Annotated in this window: 19 protein-coding genes; 11 read left to right on the top strand and 8 right to left on the bottom strand. The window is 33.1% G+C overall.

The window, feature by feature from the left end; translation table 11 throughout:
• Positions 1-730: 730 nt before the first annotated feature.
• From rpmH to KI230_RS13665, 9 genes are all read left to right on the top strand, one after another.
• Complete coding sequence (gene rpmH / locus KI230_RS13705) at positions 731-868, top strand: 50S ribosomal protein L34 (RefSeq protein WP_000240855.1); 138 nt, start codon at positions 731-733, stop codon at positions 866-868.
• 120 nt (positions 869-988) lie between these two features.
• On the top strand, positions 989-1,342 hold the full coding sequence (gene rnpA, locus KI230_RS13700; RefSeq protein WP_001789343.1) for a ribonuclease P protein component: 354 nt from the start codon (positions 989-991) through the stop codon (positions 1,340-1,342).
• Positions 1,343-1,485: 143 nt separating this feature from the next.
• Positions 1,486-2,865 carry a tRNA uridine-5-carboxymethylaminomethyl(34) synthesis GTPase MnmE gene (gene mnmE, locus KI230_RS13695; RefSeq protein WP_000362509.1) on the top strand — a complete coding sequence of 460 codons (1,380 nt, stop codon included), beginning with the start codon at positions 1,486-1,488 and terminating at the stop codon, positions 2,863-2,865.
• Positions 2,866-2,931: 66 nt separating this feature from the next.
• Positions 2,932-4,809 carry a tRNA uridine-5-carboxymethylaminomethyl(34) synthesis enzyme MnmG gene (gene mnmG, locus KI230_RS13690; RefSeq protein WP_000249657.1) on the top strand — a complete coding sequence of 626 codons (1,878 nt, stop codon included), beginning with the start codon at positions 2,932-2,934 and terminating at the stop codon, positions 4,807-4,809.
• Positions 4,809-5,528, top strand: a complete 720-nt coding sequence (rsmG, locus tag KI230_RS13685) for a 16S rRNA (guanine(527)-N(7))-methyltransferase RsmG (protein WP_000215588.1) — start codon at positions 4,809-4,811, stop codon at positions 5,526-5,528. The genes mnmG and rsmG overlap by 1 nt, the downstream gene beginning before the upstream one ends.
• A gap of 42 nt (positions 5,529-5,570) precedes the next feature.
• Positions 5,571-6,410, top strand: coding sequence for a nucleoid occlusion protein (noc, locus tag KI230_RS13680; RefSeq protein ID WP_214958289.1), 840 nt, complete (start codon positions 5,571-5,573; stop codon positions 6,408-6,410).
• Between the two features lie 317 nt (positions 6,411-6,727).
• Positions 6,728-7,081 carry a DUF3147 family protein gene (locus KI230_RS13675; RefSeq protein ID WP_000491382.1) on the top strand — a complete coding sequence of 118 codons (354 nt, stop codon included), beginning with the start codon at positions 6,728-6,730 and terminating at the stop codon, positions 7,079-7,081.
• A gap of 67 nt (positions 7,082-7,148) precedes the next feature.
• On the top strand, positions 7,149-7,544 hold the full coding sequence (locus KI230_RS13670) for a DUF3147 family protein (protein WP_000779136.1): 396 nt from the start codon (positions 7,149-7,151) through the stop codon (positions 7,542-7,544).
• Between the two features lie 259 nt (positions 7,545-7,803).
• The gene (locus KI230_RS13665) at positions 7,804-8,373 is read left to right on the top strand and encodes a helix-turn-helix transcriptional regulator (RefSeq protein ID WP_001054120.1); all 570 of its coding nucleotides are present in this window, start codon (positions 7,804-7,806) and stop codon (positions 8,371-8,373) included.
• A gap of 117 nt (positions 8,374-8,490) precedes the next feature.
• Here KI230_RS13665 and KI230_RS13660 read toward each other — a convergent pair whose 3' ends face one another.
• From KI230_RS13660 to vraD, 4 genes are all read right to left on the bottom strand, one after another.
• The gene (locus KI230_RS13660) at positions 8,491-8,691 is read right to left on the bottom strand and encodes a cold-shock protein (RefSeq protein ID WP_001059079.1); all 201 of its coding nucleotides are present in this window, start codon (positions 8,689-8,691) and stop codon (positions 8,491-8,493) included.
• Between the two features lie 392 nt (positions 8,692-9,083).
• The gene (gene vraH / locus KI230_RS13655; RefSeq protein ID WP_045177881.1) at positions 9,084-9,275 is read right to left on the bottom strand and encodes a peptide resistance ABC transporter activity modulator VraH; all 192 of its coding nucleotides are present in this window, start codon (positions 9,273-9,275) and stop codon (positions 9,084-9,086) included.
• 91 nt (positions 9,276-9,366) lie between these two features.
• Complete coding sequence (vraE, locus tag KI230_RS13650; protein WP_000143647.1) at positions 9,367-11,247, bottom strand: peptide resistance ABC transporter permease subunit VraE; 1,881 nt, start codon at positions 11,245-11,247, stop codon at positions 9,367-9,369.
• The gene (gene vraD / locus KI230_RS13645) at positions 11,237-11,995 is read right to left on the bottom strand and encodes a peptide resistance ABC transporter ATP-binding subunit VraD (RefSeq protein WP_000154162.1); all 759 of its coding nucleotides are present in this window, start codon (positions 11,993-11,995) and stop codon (positions 11,237-11,239) included. Before vraD ends, vraE begins: the two co-directional genes overlap by 11 nt.
• 282 nt (positions 11,996-12,277) lie before the next feature.
• On the opposite strand from vraD, the gene KI230_RS13640 reads away from it, so the two are divergent.
• Positions 12,278-12,790 (top strand): HdeD family acid-resistance protein, encoded by a 513-nt coding sequence (locus KI230_RS13640; protein WP_000410764.1) that lies wholly within the window; start codon positions 12,278-12,280, stop codon positions 12,788-12,790.
• Between the two features lie 133 nt (positions 12,791-12,923).
• On the opposite strand, the gene KI230_RS13635 is transcribed toward KI230_RS13640, so the two are convergent.
• The 3 genes from KI230_RS13635 to KI230_RS13625 all read right to left on the bottom strand — a co-directional run bounded on the left by KI230_RS13635 (position 12,924) and on the right by KI230_RS13625 (position 15,718).
• Complete coding sequence (locus KI230_RS13635; RefSeq protein WP_001017423.1) at positions 12,924-13,718, bottom strand: arylamine N-acetyltransferase family protein; 795 nt, start codon at positions 13,716-13,718, stop codon at positions 12,924-12,926.
• Positions 13,719-13,960: 242 nt separating this feature from the next.
• Positions 13,961-14,977, bottom strand: a complete 1,017-nt coding sequence (locus KI230_RS13630) for a HoxN/HupN/NixA family nickel/cobalt transporter (RefSeq protein WP_000215643.1) — start codon at positions 14,975-14,977, stop codon at positions 13,961-13,963.
• A 165-nt stretch (positions 14,978-15,142) separates the two neighbouring features.
• Complete coding sequence (locus KI230_RS13625; RefSeq protein ID WP_000174576.1) at positions 15,143-15,718, bottom strand: helix-hairpin-helix domain-containing protein; 576 nt, start codon at positions 15,716-15,718, stop codon at positions 15,143-15,145.
• A 221-nt stretch (positions 15,719-15,939) separates the two neighbouring features.
• Here KI230_RS13625 and rarD point away from each other — a divergent pair, with 221 nt between their 5' ends.
• Positions 15,940-16,848, top strand: coding sequence for an EamA family transporter RarD (gene rarD, locus KI230_RS13620; RefSeq protein WP_001091172.1), 909 nt, complete (start codon positions 15,940-15,942; stop codon positions 16,846-16,848).
• Between the two features lie 401 nt (positions 16,849-17,249).
• Here rarD and KI230_RS13615 read toward each other — a convergent pair whose 3' ends face one another.
• Positions 17,250-18,668, bottom strand: coding sequence for an anion permease (locus KI230_RS13615; RefSeq protein WP_214958288.1), 1,419 nt, complete (start codon positions 18,666-18,668; stop codon positions 17,250-17,252).
• Positions 18,669-18,695: the final 27 nt, after the last annotated feature.

The following is an 18,695-nucleotide window of genomic DNA, read 5'->3' as shown; positions in this document are numbered from 1 at the left end:
AAATTTACTCCATCTTTCTTAAATTTTTAAGTTATACACAAAAATAACAGCCGTGGATAACTTCTAAACACACCATGTTAATAATTATCCACAAGTTAATAACAATCGGTGGATAACTTTATCCTGCTTATTAGTTATGCACAGTATTTTTATGTAAATATCAATAAATAAATCCTTATAAAATCATGAGTTGGACGACTTATCCACACAATTATACTTTTTCAGTTCTCTATATGTCAAATACCTGTGAATATGTTGCTAAAAATAGTATAACTTTGTGTGTAATTTCTAATTATCCACAATTCTGAAAACTATAAATGTGCATAAGTGGATAACTTTTCCTTCTATAGAATATCTGTTAGTGAGTGTATCAAAACAGCTTGGGAAATAATTTATAAAGTATGTATAAGAACTGTATAAGGTATTCAAACATTGTAAACACTCATGCTTCGGACCAAACTCATGGTGATGTTATGAAATTTGATTGCTCGCATCGTGTATTTCTATCTTTAATCGATAAAAGTAAAAAAATTGAGCAGTAGTATAAAATGAACTTGCGTTATAAATAGGATTTTGTTATATTGTAGTAGTTGCTTGAATTATGACTAGATAATCAATGAGCTAATACGAGAATTTTAATCTAAGAAACGCAAAATCTTATCTATTAAAGTGATCAGAGTCTGCATAATCTGGTATATTAGATAACTGTATAAAGATGGAGGTGTTTTGCATGGTAAAACGTACTTATCAACCAAATAAACGTAAACATAGTAAAGTTCATGGTTTCAGAAAACGCATGAGCACAAAAAATGGCCGTAAAGTTTTAGCGCGCCGTCGTCGTAAAGGCCGTAAAGTTTTATCTGCATAAGATCACTGACTCATCAGTGATCTTTTTTTTCGTTTAAATTAAGAATAAATAGAAATTTATGTTATAAGCTCAATAGAAGTTTAAATATAGCTTCAAATAAAAACGATAAATAAGCGAGTGATGTTATTGGAAAAAGCTTACCGAATTAAAAAGAATGCAGATTTTCAGAGAATATATAAAAAAGGTCATTCTGTAGCCAACAGACAATTTGTTGTATACACTTGTAATAATAAAGAAATAGACCATTTTCGCTTAGGTATTAGTGTTTCTAAAAAACTAGGTAATGCAGTGTTAAGAAACAAGATTAAAAGAGCAATACGTGAAAATTTCAAAGTACATAAGTCGCATATATTGGCCAAAGATATTATTGTAATAGCAAGACAGCCAGCTAAAGATATGACGACTTTACAAATACAGAATAGTCTTGAGCACGTACTTAAAATTGCCAAAGTTTTTAATAAAAAAATTAAGTAATGATAGGGTAGGGTAGGGGAAGGTAAACATTAACCACTCAACACCTCCCGAAGTCTTACCTCAGACAAACGTAAGACTTACCTTAGGGTTATAATAACTTACTTTAAAATGTATTCACATCGTTGAAGGAGGCGAGTAGCAATATGGATTTAGATACAATTACGAGTATTTCAACACCAATGGGTGAAGGGGCAATTGGAATTGTTCGATTGTCTGGACCGCAAGCCGTTGAAATTGCTGACAAATTATATAAAGGAAAACATCTTTTAAATGATGTTCCATCACATACGATTAATTACGGTCATATTATTGATCCAGAATCTAAAGAAGTGGTTGAAGAAGTTATGGTGTCTGTGTTAAGAGCGCCAAAAACATTTACACGCGAAGATATTATAGAAATTAATTGTCATGGTGGTATTTTAACGATTAATAGAGTGCTGGAACTTACTATGACATATGGCGCTAGAATGGCTGAGCCAGGTGAATTTACAAAACGTGCCTTTTTAAATGGTCGTATTGATTTATCTCAAGCTGAAGCAGTTATGGACTTTATTCGCTCGAAGACAGATAGAGCTTCTAAAGTTGCGATGAATCAAATTGAAGGTCGTCTAAGTGACTTAATCAAAAAACAACGTCAATCTATATTAGAGATACTCGCTCAAGTGGAAGTGAATATTGATTATCCTGAATACGATGATGTTGAAGATGCGACTACTGAATTTCTTTTAGAGCAGTCTAAAGAAATCAAACAGGAAATTAATCGTTTATTAGATACCGGTGCGCAGGGCAAAATTATGCGTGAAGGTTTATCTACAGTTATTGTTGGTAAACCAAACGTAGGTAAATCATCGATGTTAAATAATTTAATACAAGATAATAAAGCGATTGTAACTGAGGTAGCAGGTACTACAAGAGATGTCTTAGAAGAGTACGTCAATGTTCGTGGCGTGCCATTAAGATTAGTTGATACTGCTGGTATACGCGAGACAGAAGATATAGTAGAGAAGATTGGTGTTGAACGCTCTAGAAAGGCTCTTAGCCAAGCAGACTTAATTTTATTTGTATTAAACAATAACGAAGCATTGACTCAAGAAGATTACACATTATATGAAGTGGTTAAAAATGAAGATGTAATCGTAATTGTTAATAAAATGGATTTAGAGCAAAACATAGATATTAATGAAGTTAAAGATATGATAGGTGATACGCCATTAATTCAAACTTCAATGTTAAAACAAGAAGGTATTGATGAATTAGAAATACAAATTCGAGATTTGTTCTTTGGTGGAGAAGTACAAAATCAAGATATGACTTATGTTTCTAATTCAAGACATATTTCATTATTAAAACAAGCAAGACAAACGATACAAGATGCGATTGATGCAGCAGAATCTGGTGTGCCTATGGATATGGTACAAATTGATTTAACTAGAACTTGGGAAATATTAGGAGAAATTATTGGTGAGACTGCAAGTGATGAACTCATCGATCAGTTATTCAGTCAATTCTGCTTAGGTAAATAGTAATTGAAATAGACGGAATACCGTCTTAAGAAGGCTAGTAAGATATCAAATAAGGAGGTTTATATTGTGGTTCAAGAATATGATGTAATCGTTATAGGTGCGGGACATGCAGGTGTAGAAGCAGGTTTAGCATCTGCAAGACGTGGTGCTAAAACATTAATGCTAACAATAAATTTAGATAATATTGCATTTATGCCATGTAACCCATCTGTAGGTGGACCAGCTAAAGGCATCGTTGTTCGTGAAATTGATGCTTTAGGTGGACAAATGGCAAAAACAATCGATAAAACACACATTCAAATGAGAATGTTAAATACAGGTAAAGGACCTGCTGTAAGAGCACTAAGAGCGCAAGCAGATAAAGTACTTTATCAACAAGAAATGAAACGCGTGATTGAAGATGAAGAAAATTTGCATATAATGCAAGGTATGGTAGACGAACTTATTATAGAAGATAATGAAGTTAAAGGTGTACGTACAAATATTGGTACAGAGTATTTATCTAAAGCAGTAATTATTACAACGGGAACATTTTTACGTGGTGAAATCATTTTAGGTAATATGAAGTATTCAAGTGGACCAAATCACCAATTACCATCAATCACATTATCAGACAATTTAAGAGAACTTGGCTTTGATATTGTTCGTTTTAAAACAGGTACACCACCGCGTGTAAATTCAAAAACAATTGACTATTCGAAGACTGAAATACAACCAGGTGACGATGTAGGTCGTGCATTCAGCTTTGAAACAACAGAATATATATTAGATCAATTGCCATGTTGGCTAACGTATACTAATGCTGAAACACACAAAGTTATCGATGATAATTTACATCTATCTGCAATGTATTCAGGGATGATTAAAGGAACCGGGCCACGTTATTGCCCTTCAATTGAAGATAAATTTGTTCGATTTAATGATAAGCCGCGACATCAACTTTTCTTAGAGCCTGAAGGTCGTAATACAAATGAAGTATATGTGCAAGGATTATCTACAAGTCTTCCTGAACATGTGCAACGTCAAATGTTAGAGACGATACCAGGTCTTGAAAAAGCAGATATGATGCGTGCCGGCTACGCAATTGAATATGATGCGATTGTGCCAACGCAGTTATGGCCTACACTTGAAACGAAAATGATTAAAAACTTATATACTGCAGGTCAAATTAATGGTACATCTGGTTATGAAGAAGCAGCAGGACAAGGATTGATGGCAGGTATTAACGCTGCAGGTAAAGTGTTAAACACAGGCGAAAAGATATTAAGTCGTTCAGATGCATATATTGGTGTCTTAATCGATGATCTTGTAACTAAAGGTACTAATGAACCTTATCGTTTACTAACATCACGTGCAGAATATCGTTTGTTACTACGTCATGATAATGCTGATTTGAGATTGACGGATATGGGATATGAACTTGGTATGATTTCTGAAGAACGATATGCACGTTTTAATGAAAAACGTCAGCAAATTGATGCGGAAATTAAGCGTTTATCAGATATTCGTATTAAACCAAACGAACATACGCAAGCGATTATTGAACAACATGGTGGTTCTCGCTTAAAAGATGGTATTTTAGCTATCGATTTATTACGCAGACCTGAAATGACTTACGATATAATTTTAGAAATTTTAGAAGAAGAACATCAATTGAATGCAGATGTTGAAGAACAAGTAGAAATACAAACAAAATATGAAGGTTATATCAATAAATCACTACAACAAGTTGAGAAAGTTAAGCGTATGGAAGAGAAGAAAATTCCAGAAGACTTAGATTATAGTAAGATTGATAGTTTGGCGACTGAAGCGCGAGAAAAATTATCAGAAGTAAAACCTTTAAATATTGCACAAGCTTCTAGAATATCAGGGGTAAATCCAGCAGACATATCTATATTATTGATTTACTTAGAACAAGGTAAACTCCAAAGGGTGAGTGACTAATGACTGTAGAATGGTTAGCAGAACAATTAAAAGAACATAATATTGAATTAACTGAGACTCAAAAACAACAGTTTCAAACATATTATCGTTTACTTGTTGAATGGAATGAAAAGATGAATTTGACAAGTATTACAGATGAACACGATGTATATTTGAAACATTTTTATGATTCCATTGCACCTAGTTTTTATTTTGATTTTAATCAGCCTATAAGTATATGTGATGTAGGCGCTGGAGCTGGTTTTCCAAGTATTCCGTTAAAAATAATGTTTCCGCAGTTAAAAGTGACGATTGTTGATTCATTAAATAAGCGTATTCAATTTTTAAACCATTTAGCGTCAGAATTACAATTACAGGATGTCAGCTTTATACACGATAGAGCAGAAACATTTGGTAAGGGTGTCTACAGGGAGTCTTATGATGTTGTTACTGCAAGAGCAGTAGCTAGATTATCCGTGTTAAGTGAATTGTGTTTACCGCTAGTTAAAAAAGGTGGACAGTTTGTTGCATTAAAATCTTCAAAAGGTGAAGAAGAATTAGAAGAAGCAAAATTTGCAATTAGTGTGTTAGGTGGTAATGTTACAGAAACACATACCTTTGAATTGCCAGAAGATGCTGGAGAGCGCCAGATGTTCATTATTGATAAAAAAAGACAGACGCCGAAAAAGTATCCAAGAAAACCAGGGACGCCTAATAAGACTCCTTTACTTGAAAAATAATGCATAATCCTTTACAACTAACATAAAAGGAGCGAATGGATAATGAAAAAACCTTTTTCAAAATTATTTGGTTTGAAAAACAAAGATGACATCATTGGACATATTGAAGAAGATCGCAATAGTAATGTTGAATCCATTCAAATTGAACGTATCATTCCCAACCGTTATCAACCAAGACAGGTGTTTGAACCAAATAAAATTAAAGAACTTGCTGAATCAATACATGAACATGGTTTACTACAACCTATTGTTGTAAGACCGATTGAAGAAGATATGTTTGAAATTATTGCTGGAGAGCGCCGATTTAGAGCAATACAATCACTAAATTTACCTCAAGCAGACGTTATTATTCGTGATATGGATGATGAAGAGACGGCTGTTGTGGCATTAATTGAGAATATTCAAAGAGAAAATTTGTCTGTTGTTGAAGAAGCGGAAGCCTATAAGAAATTATTGGAAATTGGTGATACAACGCAAAGTGAATTGGCAAAAAGTTTAGGTAAAAGTCAAAGCTTTATTGCAAATAAGTTGCGTTTATTGAAGTTGGCGCCGAAAGTACTACTTCGCTTAAGAGAAGGTAAAATTACTGAACGCCATGCGAGAGCGGTATTATCATTGTCTGATAGCGAACAAGAAGCGTTGATTGAGCAAGTCATTGCACAAAAGCTAAATGTGAAACAGACTGAAGATAGAGTACGCCAAAAAACGGGGCCCGAAAAAGTCAAAGCACAAAACCTTCGCTTTGCACAAGATGTCACTCAAGCACGAGATGAGGTAGGCAAAAGTATCCAAGCGATTCAACAAACAGGATTACATGTTGAGCATAAAGACAAAGATCATGAAGATTATTATGAAATAAAAATTCGAATATATAAACGTTAGTAGTAGGATGTCGTATACATGATGACTAACACATAAAAGACAAAGCTAAGATCATAACAGCTTTGTCTTTTTTTTGTTTTACGTGAAACATAAAAATTTATATTTATATGTTGATTTGAAAATTACAGTTAATGGTAATTTTCAATAATTTGAGCTGGATATACTTTCATTTGAACCCTTTATTGCTAGTTTATGAAAGTATCATGAAAGCTTTATGAACATCGCTTGAGTTGCCTTTACAGTAGAAAATTTAAGTTTTACACTTTGTGTGAATGATACGTTTTGTATTGAATTAATTATAGAAAGGTACGTTGAAGATGTTTTCAATTGGAAGTGCAATTCTTCATTTTGTCATTGGTGGTATCGCTGTTGCATTAGCTTCAATTATTGCTGATAAGGTAGGTGGTAAGTTAGGAGGTATTATAGCTACTATGCCGGCAGTCTTTCTTGCGGCTATTATCGCATTAGCTTTAGATCATCGTGGTACGCAATTAGTGGAGATGTCGATGAATCTTAGTACTGGAGCAATTGTGGGTATTCTGTCTTGTATATTAACTGTATTTTTGACATCTCTCTACATTAAGCATAAAGGTTATCGGAAAGGCGCAATATTCACAGTTGTTTGTTGGTTTGTTATTTCCCTTGCAATATTCAGTATTAGACATTTATAGTTTGGAAAATGCGTGATAATTAGTTGTATTCAGTTATTAAGTAATAAATTTTTGGAGGCAGAACATCATGAAATTAACATTAATGAAATTTTTTGTGGGGGGATTTGCAGTATTATTAAGTTATATTGTATCTGTAACACTACCTTGGAAAGAATTTGGCGGTATATTTGCAACGTTTCCGGCAGTATTTTTAGTGTCTATGTTTATTACAGGTATGCAATATGGTGATAAAGTCGCTGTGCATGTAAGTCGTGGCGCAGTGTTTGGTATGACAGGGGTATTAGTTTGTATTTTAGTTACATGGATGATGTTACATATGACGCACATGTGGTTGATTAGCATTGTTGTTGGTTTCCTAAGCTGGTTCATCAGTGCAGTATGTATTTTTGAAGCAGTAGAATTTATAGCACAAAAAAGATTAGAAAAGCATAGTTGGAAAGCTGGAAAATCGAATAGTAAATAGTGTGAACGTAATCTCTTAAATAGGACTAACTTCGCAAGCATTGAATAGCATGGAAAAGTTGCATCATTAATAAATGAAATTCAAGTTGGCATTGAGAAAATTACAAGCGCGTAATCATACAGGTCTGTCTTAAGGGAGTCTTCGAACCCTGATGTTGTCGTATGTCAAAACATTTAGTCAATCATACAGGTGACTTGATTTAACTTTATCTGATAGTCTGATTGTAATGATTGTACTAATTGACTGGAGGCGTATGTAATTGAATCTGAGTAAACAAATTAAAAAATATAGGGAACGAGATGGTTATTCACAAGAATATCTTGCTGAAAAGTTATATGTATCTAGGCAGAGTATTTCTAATTGGGAAAATGACAAAAGCTTACCAGACATACATAACTTATTAATGATGTGCGAATTGTTCAATGTAACTTTAGATGATTTAGTAAAAGGGACCATTCCATTTGTACCTGATATTAAAGCGCAACGAAGTCTTAACTTATGGACATATGTGATGCTTATTTTCATGACATTAGCTGCAATTTTAACAGGACCTTTAATTGTTTATTGGAATTGGGCTTGGGGTATAACGGTGATAGTCATTTATGGAATAGGTTATTATGCAGCTATGAAAATAGAAGACTTTAAAAAAGTGCATAAAATGGATAACTACGATCGAATTGTTGCTTTTATGAATGGAAAAGATCCTAGTGAAGTACAAACGACTAAAGCTAGAAATATAAAAACAGGTGTACTTTCTTTCATAGCATTTGTTGGTGCAATCATTCTTATAGCTTTGATTAGTATGTATCTGGCAAATAAGTTTTTATAAATGATCGCGGTATGGCCTCATATTATCCAAAATAGCATAAAAAAATACCAACAAGATTTAGAACCTTGTTGGTAATCAAAGCGATTCATTTATAATGAGTCGTTTTATTTTGTAAGATTAAACAGTTTGTACGTTAACTGCTTGGTCTCCACGTTGACCTTCAGTGATTTCGAAAGTAACTTTTTGACCTTCTTCTAAAGTTTTGTAGCCATCGCTAGCGATACCTGAGAAATGTACGAATACGTCTCCGCCATTTTCTTGTTCGATGAAACCAAAACCTTTTTCTGCGTTAAACCATTTTACTGTACCGTTATTCATATAGAAAACCTCCGTGTGCTTTTGCACTTAATATTTGTAACAAATTCATAACTAAAAAAGAGGATATTCTAAACAAATACACTACAATTTAATTCACGAGCTTTTATTACGTAAGACCAACTATACGCTCATATTGGCATAATGTACAGTGTTTTTTGAAAATAAATTAAAAAAGATTTTTAAAAACCTTAGAAACGTTGATTTAAAGGGGTTTATAAAAATAAAAAAATTGTAGTCTTTTATGGTGTTTGCTAGTTTTCAAAGTGACATATCGTTTAAACATAACGATTTTATAAGCAATCCATAAAAAACAAGCAGCGATAAACGCTACTTGTTGATATTAAAATCTGACTTGAAAGGTCATAGCAATGTTATATACCGATGGAATGTGTTTATTTGCCTTTTTCTTCACGACGTTTTAAATAATAGGCGCCACCTAATAAACCAGCTGGAATGCCTATTATTGGTGTTGTGAATGAGCTTAATACAATAACAAGTATTGTTAAAGCAATGACGTTATACCAAGTTACAGTCAAATTTTTCAAATCCTCATATGATTGTTTTACTAATTCTCTAAATTTCATGATTCAATCTCTCCTTTTCTTAAATCAATTAATAGTTATACTGCATTGCTTAAAATCAAAATCTCAATGAAGCATCTTTTAATCGTAAGTGTTAAATGGTTTTCTTAATCAATTTGTTTGAATGTACAAAAGCAATTAAAGCAAAAGTAATGTAAATGAGGGTGTATACAACAATTACTACAATAACCGGCATGAAGGAAATATTACCCATCAATTTCATAAATGCTATTGCGGCGAATACTGCATGTAATATAGCAATCAATAATGGTAAACCGAAGTTGAAAGTAATTTTTAATAATAATCCCTTAAGCATATCTGTATGCGTAAAGCCTATGCGTTTTAATATTCTGAAGTTACTTAGTTCATCCTCAGTTTCATCCATTTGTTTAATATAAATAATACATCCAGCTGCTACTAAAAATGCTAATCCTAAAAATGATGTAACAAATATTAGAATACCGTTAGTAGCATCGACCTCTTTTTTCATTTCATCATAAGTGATGACTTTGTCTCCAAACTGTTTTGCAATTGCTTGAGCTTTTTCCTTTTGTGATGTTTGTTTAATATCATATCCATAAAAAGTATGAACGTTATTTTGTGTTTTCAACTGCTGATACTTTTCAGGACTTACTTCGACGACAGGTGAGTTGAAGCTTAGATTTAAAGGATAAACCCTACCTTTGTCTTCTTGTGTAACACGGAAAGTTTCATTCTTAGTTCCTTTTACTACTAAATCTTTGTTTAAATGGATATTAATAATGTTAGGAAGTGATTTTGTATTTGTAATGATGGCATTGTTGCCTGTTACCTTGTTATTTGCACTTAATATTGAATTCGTGCGACCTGAATCACTACCATTTTCCAAAGTAATAACCTGATCTTTAACATTATCTACAGTAATAGTTTCGTAAGCATTTTTAGAAAATGTAATTTGTTGTTGGCTTAGTTTAGTTTCAAATTGTTTAGCATCTTGAGTAGCGACCACGTTAAATTCATTTGGTGCCATAGATGTAAGGGTTTGATCTGTATTTGATTTAGATAATGCCGCAAAACACAATACAGTTACTGTAACTGCAGAAATAATTGCAATGATAGTTAAAGACATCGCATTTTTCTTCATTCTGTACATAATAGACGATGTGAATACAACATCGGTAATAGATACGCGTCCATTTTTTGATTTTTTCAATGTTTTAAAAATAAGTGACACGGAACTTCTGAAGAATAAATAGGCGCCTACAACCGTTAAAAATAAAATGATAAACGGTGATGTCATAGCCATAGTTAGTGCTTTGAACGTACCAAACATTTCTGTCGCCATATAATAGCCTAGTGCAATCATAGCAATACCTAATACGCCTGAAATAACCTCTGCAGTCGTTACTTTAGCAGTTGTGGCATCAGTTTTAATTGAATCTTTCATCATTGATAAGATACTACGTCTTTTTAGAAATAAAGCACTTTGAAATAAAATCAGTACATACGCAATAATTAGCATGAAAATAGTTAAAACAAGGGCCATAGGTTCGAAATGTATCGATAAGTTAATCGATAACGACATCAATTTAGATACTATGGAAAGCAATAATTGTGCACCTGCAATGCCACATAATACACCGACAACACCTGTGATTAAAAATACAATCATTTGTTCAAGTGCTAACATTTTCAAAATGTTTTGTCGTGTTAAACCAATCAACTGAAATAGCGCAAATTCACGTGTACGGCGTTTCACGAATAAATGATTGGCATACATTAAAAAGATGACAATAATGATAAATAAAAATATTGATCCGACTAAAGCACCTTTCTTAATGATGGCCATCGAGTCGTCATTATTTACACCTTTAGTAAACTGTAAGGTTGTAAAACTGAAATATAAGACGATGCTAAAAAATAATGAAAATAAATACATTGCATAATGTTTTAAGTTTTGTCGTAAGTTTTTGAAAACGATATGGTTAAATGTCATTTGAGACACCACCTAATACTGATTGAAGATGTACAATGTCTTCATAAAAGGCCTGTTTAGAACGTCCTTCCTGATAAAGTTGTGTATGAATTTGGCCATCTTTTAGCATGATGACACGTTCTGCAAAACTTGCTGCAACCGGATCATGTGTAACCATGACAATAGTTGTATCAAACGATTTATTCATTTCTTCCAAACGTTGTAATAAGTCATTTGCACTTTTCGAGTCGAGTGCGCCTGTTGGCTCATCTGCAAATATGATTTGTGGTTTGTGAACAAATGCTCTCGCTGCTGCAGTTCTTTGTTGTTGACCACCAGATAATTCGCTAGGGTATTTATTTCCTAGGTCATAAATACCTAATGCTGTCGTGATCGCTTTGTAATTTTCTTCCATTGTTGCCTTCGACATTTTTTGAACAGATAAAGGTAACATAATGTTTTCTTTAACAGTTAATGTCGGCAGAATACTGTAATCTTGGAAGATGAAACCTAATGATTCTTTACGGAATTTGGCAAGTGCTTTTTGATTAAGTTTATTAAGCTCTTGTCCGTTAGCAATCACGCTACCGCTAGAAATTTGGTCAATTGAACTTAGTACATTTAATAAGGTTGTCTTACCTGATCCAGAAGGCCCCATAATCGCAACGAATTCGCCTTTTTGTATGTCAAAGTTAATATCTTTAAGTGCTTGAAATGTGTGCTTTTTACCGTATGTTTTTGAAACATGTTGCACTGATAATATTGTCATAGTCTCACTCCTTTTGTATTTAATTTCATTTTAAATAATGTTTGGAGTAGTAGCCTTTATCTAAACTTACAATTCAATGTTTGAACCTTACAGAGTTGAAAGCTATCGCTACTTAGTAGATTTTTGAGTGAGGATACAGATTCATCGTACATATTAGACAAAAGCAATGGTGCTTTCTAAGTGATGATGTTTGTGTAAATTGAGAAAAGGGAATTTAATTATTGTATAATAAATTTTTTGTAAAAATTAAAAGAGGGCTTTATTTGAAAGGAATTGATTGTTATGGAAAAAGGAAATCAAGGTATTAAATGGTCTAGTTTAATAATGGGTGTATTATTATTAATGTTGGCAGTCGTTATTTTTACATTTCCAATTGAAAATTTTTATGCTATTACCTGGTTGATTGGACTGTTTGTATTAATTAACGGTGTGATTCAAATCATTTACCGTAGAAAAGCAAAAGCTTTAGTAGGTGGTAACCAAAATTGGATTCTGTTTATGGGGATTGTAGATATTCTCTTTGGTCTTATTGTCATTTTTAATGTTGGCGCTAGCTCGGCATTTTTTATCTACATGTTTGCATTCTGGTTCATTTTTAGTTCTATTGCAGGATTATTTACGTTTACGGGTAGTGGTAGCTTAAAACTAATTTCAGTGATTTTTAATTTATTAGGTATTGTTTTCGGTGTCATTTTATTATTTAATCCATTAATGGGTATCGTCTTTATTTCGACGATGATTGCTATTGCATTTGTATTCGTAGGTGTCATTTATGTTGTAGATGCACTTGCTTAAGTAAAATGAAGCGGTTCAAAAGAAGGGTGTGACATGAAGTTTGTGTCATATCCTTTTTGTTGTGTTTATGAAGCATAAAAAAGGGGCGCTACCTACAATAAGTAAGATACGCCCATATTTTTATATTTTACTATTATTGTTTTTCAATACGATTAATAGTTACATTTAGTCCAAAATATTTTTCTAAAAAATGTTTATAGTTATCTTTAGTGACATCAAATTTTTCTGAGCTACCATTCCTTGTTAAAGTTAAATGATTTTCAGACATTGTAGCACGGCCAAATGATTGTGGCATTGTAATTAATAAATGCTGTACAAATATTGAATCTGGATGCGTTTGATTATATTCGATGTTGCTATTAAAATCTTCTATTTGTTTAGGTTTGAATTCAGCTTCATATTTTGTATGCCAATGATCATTTTCGAATTTTTGAACATAGAAAATATCCTTGTCTTCGTTGTTAAAAATAGCGCGGAATGTACCACTGATATCAGTAATTGGTTGTGTATGCTCAGATGAAGTAATAGGAATGGCATGTAGAGGTAAGTCTCCAAAGCCAACATCAGTTACATAGAATACATCATTTATAGAAACAACAAGTGAAGCATGTGAACCGTTCAGACTACGACCGCCACCGGGTGTGTGAATAGTAGCTGACATTAATTCAGGATTAAATCCTTTTTGTTGTAAATAGGCTTTGAAAAATGTATTTAACTCATAACAAAAACCACCACGTTTATCATGAACAATTTTATTAAAAAGTGCATCGATATTTATAGATATCGGCTTACTATTTTGAACATCAATATTTTCAAAAGGTACAGTTAACATAAAACGTGTTGCATAATAATTTAATGCTTCAATACTCGGTCGATTATAACGAGATGAATCAATTTGTAAATAATTCTCTAACTTCGCAATATTCATAAGCATAGCGCCTCCTGTATTAAAGATTATAATTAAATTTTAAACAGAAATACTGAAATTTTAAATTCGAAAGCATTGAATTTTGGATAAATACATTTTAAATAGAAAAATACGCTCTCAAAATGAAGTCATCTCTAAAAGAAACGATTTAAAGATGACTACTGAGAGCGTAGCATAATGGAAGAAGTGTGCAGGGTGTCTAAAAATGCAACAATACAAAGGTAGTTGCAAGACAAGTTACTTTATTTAGACCATTTGTGTTCTATGCGACCAAACTTCCAAATTAAACTTGAAATAAGCCAAGTAATTAAAAATAATGCAACTAAAATATAGCCTAAATAATCAAATTCGATCGAACCAATGAATGCCCAAAACGCACCATGTAAATCTAGCTTATCAGCAAGAATTTGTAGCAATTCAATCATCCCAATCACTAATGCTGCCATGACTGATATCGCAGTAATCGTTATATTGTAATAGATTTTGCGAATAGGATTGAAGAATGCCCAATTATAGGCATACTTCATTACAACACCATCTAATGTATCCAATAAACTCATACCTGATGCGAATAAAATTGGTAAAGATAAGATTCCGATAAATGAAATGGCTTGTTGTGATGCGCCTGAAGAAAGAGCGAGTAACGCAATTTCACTAGCTGTATCAAAACCAAGTCCAAATAAAAAGCCAAGTGGCAATACGTGCCAACTACGCGTGATTAACTTGAAATAAGGTCCTACAAATCGAGAAACAAATCCTCTAGATTCAAGTAATACATCGACTTCAGCTTCTTCAATGTGTTCACGACGTAATTTAGCGAACAAGTTAATTAAAGAGATTAAAATAATTAGATTCAACACACCGATAAGCACTAAAAAGAAACCTGAAACTAGTGTACCAATCGTTCCACCAATATCTTGGAAATGTGGTAATTCATCTTTAGCCCATTTTACAGACACCCCTAAAAAAACAGCCATTAAAAATACAACAGATGAATGTCCAATTGAAAAGTAGAAACCAACACCAGATGGATCTTTGCGTTGCTGTAATAATTTGCGAACCGTATTATCTATTGCAGCAATGTGATCTGCATCAAATGCATGACGTAAACCTAATGTATATGCAAGAATCCCCATACCAAATAAGATATGATGGTCTTTTCCAGCAATCCATAAAAAACTAAACCCAATAACGTGTAACAAAATGACAATAGCTATGTATGGTAACCAGCTTAAGCGCTCATTTTTAAAAACAGTCAAAATATATCCTTCTTTCATAACATGATATTTAATCATACTGTATGTTCAATGGGCACTCTAGTAATAAGTGTTCATATAACAAAAATGTTATGCCAAATTATTTGTTATATAAAAATATACATGTAACCGCAAAAGATTTTTTTGCGATATATATAATTTGATAAATTAACCAACAACAATGTAAGATGTCACTTTGCTTAACTTGGCATCCTTTTTATGATTTTCAAATTCAAAAAAATGAGCAAAATGAATCTCTTTACCAGTTTTTAATATTTCAATACCATGCATGGAACCTAAGCACCCATGTGTGATGCTGGAATGGATATTGAGACTAGCAACCTGATTGTAATAGTTAGATAGTTCTTGAATTAAAATTTGAGGTCCATAAATGTCAAAGTGTCCAGGCACAGACCAAATAAATTCTGTTGTAACCAGTGAACGTAATAATTCAATATCTAATGCTGCTGTAGCAACTATAAAATCTATCATTTGTTGACGTTTAGGCGCATGATTGCATGACACATCTCCTGTTAACTTAAAAGGTAATGATGACTGAACTTCCGTTTTAAAATGTAGTTGGTGCTGAAATAAAGCTTGTTCCAATATTGATATAGCTTTAGGACCAACGCCATGCATCTCCATTAGAGATGACTTCGTATATTGTGATACTGCTTCTAATGTGTATATACCTTGTGAATTTAGCGCGCGTGTTGCAGGCTTTCCAATTTTAGGTAAAGTCATTTGTATCCATCCTTTATGTTGTATGGTAGTCTTTCTGGCAATATACCCTGATTTGTACAGAATTATTTATAAAATTAATATTGTTTAGTGGTTGGTGAATAAATGTGGGAAATATAAACAAAATGATATCTTTATCGAAATATTATTAGTAAAATCGTTATATTAGCATAACCAAGTGAGCGTAACATGTTAAAAATTTGGGAGAGTAAGGAGGTATGTAAGTGAATACAGAATATAAAAAAGGTATATTTTTAGCACTTAGTGCATACATTCTGTGGGGCATACTACCTATATATTGGCAGTTCGTTGATGCAATAGGCGCATTTGAAATTTTAGCCTTTCGTATTATATTTTCAGCAATATTCATGATTTTCATACTCGCGGTTGGACAAAAACAACGCAATGCATTTCAACGAGATATGAATCAATTGTTAGGCAAGCCCATTCAGCTATTAGCAATTGTTGTAGCAGGCTATGTCATTACATTAAATTGGGGTACATTTATTTGGGCTGTAACGAACGGTCACGTCCTACAAACAAGTTTAGGTTATTATATAAATCCACTTGTTAGCATTTTGCTCGCACTTATCTTTTTAAAAGAAAGATTCAATAAATTTGAATGGCTAGCCATTTTATTCGCATTCATCGGTGTATTATATATGACGCTCAAGATTGGAGAATTCCCAATCGTTTCTATTATATTAGCGTTATCCTTTGGTACATACGGATTATTGAAAAAAGTAGTACATATTGATGCCATCAGCAGTATTACGATTGAATGTATTGTTACCGCACCTGCTGGACTAATATACGTTATTTATTTATGGCAGCAACATCAGATGTCATTTGGATTGAACATGTCATCATTTTGGTTGTTATTTTCTGGTGCTATTACGGCAATACCACTAATCCTATTCTCAGCCGGGGCAAAACGTATTCCACTTTCGTTAATAGGATTTATTCAATACGTTGGACCAACAATAATGTTTGTACTCGGCATATTTGTTTTCAAAGAGCCTTTTAGTATAGATCAATTAATTACGTTTATATTTATTTGGACAGGTATTGTGTTATATAGTCTTTCTCAATACATTAAATTGAAGAAACATCCGGTCGCAAAAACCCTATAAAATACGAGGAAAGATAATTATACGTGTTTTCAATATCCTTTGTGTCATGATAAGGTGAGACTGAGGTATGTGTGCAGTAACAGTGACAGACGTATAAATTTGAAACATTAAATATGAAATAAGGCACTTTCGTTGAATTCGCAATTAAAATGAATTTAAACGAAGGTGTTTTTTATTTCATGATTTATGATGGCATACGTAATGTTGATCAATGAAACGGAATAGTATAGAAATGTATTTTATGTGATGTTACGTAATGACTTAAATCTTTATACAAATTTTCAGTGAAGCACGCAATGATTTAAAGGATAAACGGGGAGTCTTGATTTAGCAAAGGTTGATTTTAAATACAAATTAAAAAGCGCCCAAATCAATGAGATTCGAGCGCTAATTTAAATATTTTAAAATATACCAATTACTTTCATCCAAAGTGATCCTAAACCAATCCAGATAATAAAGTAGACGAAACCTAATATTAAGTTCATTGTCCACCAACGTTTTTGAGTCACGTAACCTGAAGAGAATAGAATCGGCGCTGGACCACTACTATAGTGTGTTGTTGAAGCTAATAGGTTACCGAAGAAACCTAACATTAATGCACTGAATAATGGTGGTGCACCGGCTGCGATGGCAACGCCTAGTAATGCTGCATACATCGCACTGATATGTGCTGTAGAACTTGCAAATAAGTAATGTGAATAGAAGTAGAACAATATTAAAATGACCAGTACTATAGGCCAGCTTAAGCCATCAAGACTTGTAGCAATGGATTTACTTAACCAAGGAATAAATCCAAGCTTGTTTAATTGGTCGGCCATTAACACTAATACTGAGAACCATACTAATGTGTTCCAAGCACCTGTTTCGTTTAAAATGTCTTGCCATGTTAAGACACCTGTCAATAATAACAATGCTAGCGCAATAAAGGCCGTTAAAGTTGCATCAATATGAATGAAACTTCCGACAATCCATAGTGTTAGAGCAATGACAAAAATACCAATCATAAATTTTTCAGCTAAAGCGATTTTACCCATAGTCGCTAATTCATTTTCAGCCCAACTCTTAGCATTTGGTGTTTCTTTAACAGTTGGTGGATAAATTTTATAAATAATAAAAGGTACAACAATTAAGGAAACAAGTCCAGGAACTAAAGCAGCTAGGAACCAATTCATCCATGTAATGTGAACATTAGATGTGCTAGATGCTAAATTTTGTGCAAGGGGGTTACCGGCCATTGCAGTTAAAAACATAGCTGCAGTAATTAAATTACCTTGGAATTCTGTGAAAACAAGAAATGCACCCATTTTGCGTGCTGATCCGTCTTTCGGTTTCGAACCAAATGATTCAGAAAGTGATTTGATAATTGGGAACATGATTCCACCAGCACGCGCGGTATTACTTGGTGTAGCAGGCGCTAGAATTAAATCTACACCGACGATAGAATATGCTAAGCCTAATGTTTTTTTACCAAATAATTTGACGAAATGAAGTGCGATACGTCTACCAAGACCTGTTTTCACAAATCCTCTCGAAATGAAAAATGCCATAGCAATTAACCAAATGCTATTATTACCAAAACCAGCGACAGCCGTTTTCATGTCAACAATGCCAACGAGTACCATGATTGTAAATCCAATTATAGAGACGGCCCCAATTGGCATCGGTTGTGTAATACAAGCAATGATTGTCGCGACGAATATTGCGAACATATACCATGCTGTTGGATCCACAGCATCCGGTTTAAAAGGTGTAAGTGCCCAAATAAGGAGACCTACAACGATAGGGATTATAAACTTACGATATTTAACCGTGTTTTCCATGTTAAAACGTCCTTCTTTCTATGTTTT

The sequence above is a fragment of the Staphylococcus sp. MZ3 genome (assembly GCF_018622755.1).
Taxonomy (GTDB): Bacteria; Bacillota; Bacilli; order Staphylococcales; family Staphylococcaceae; genus Staphylococcus; species Staphylococcus aureus.
Note: the sequence above shows the minus strand (reverse complement) of the source record. Positions and strands in the feature narration are given on the sequence as shown.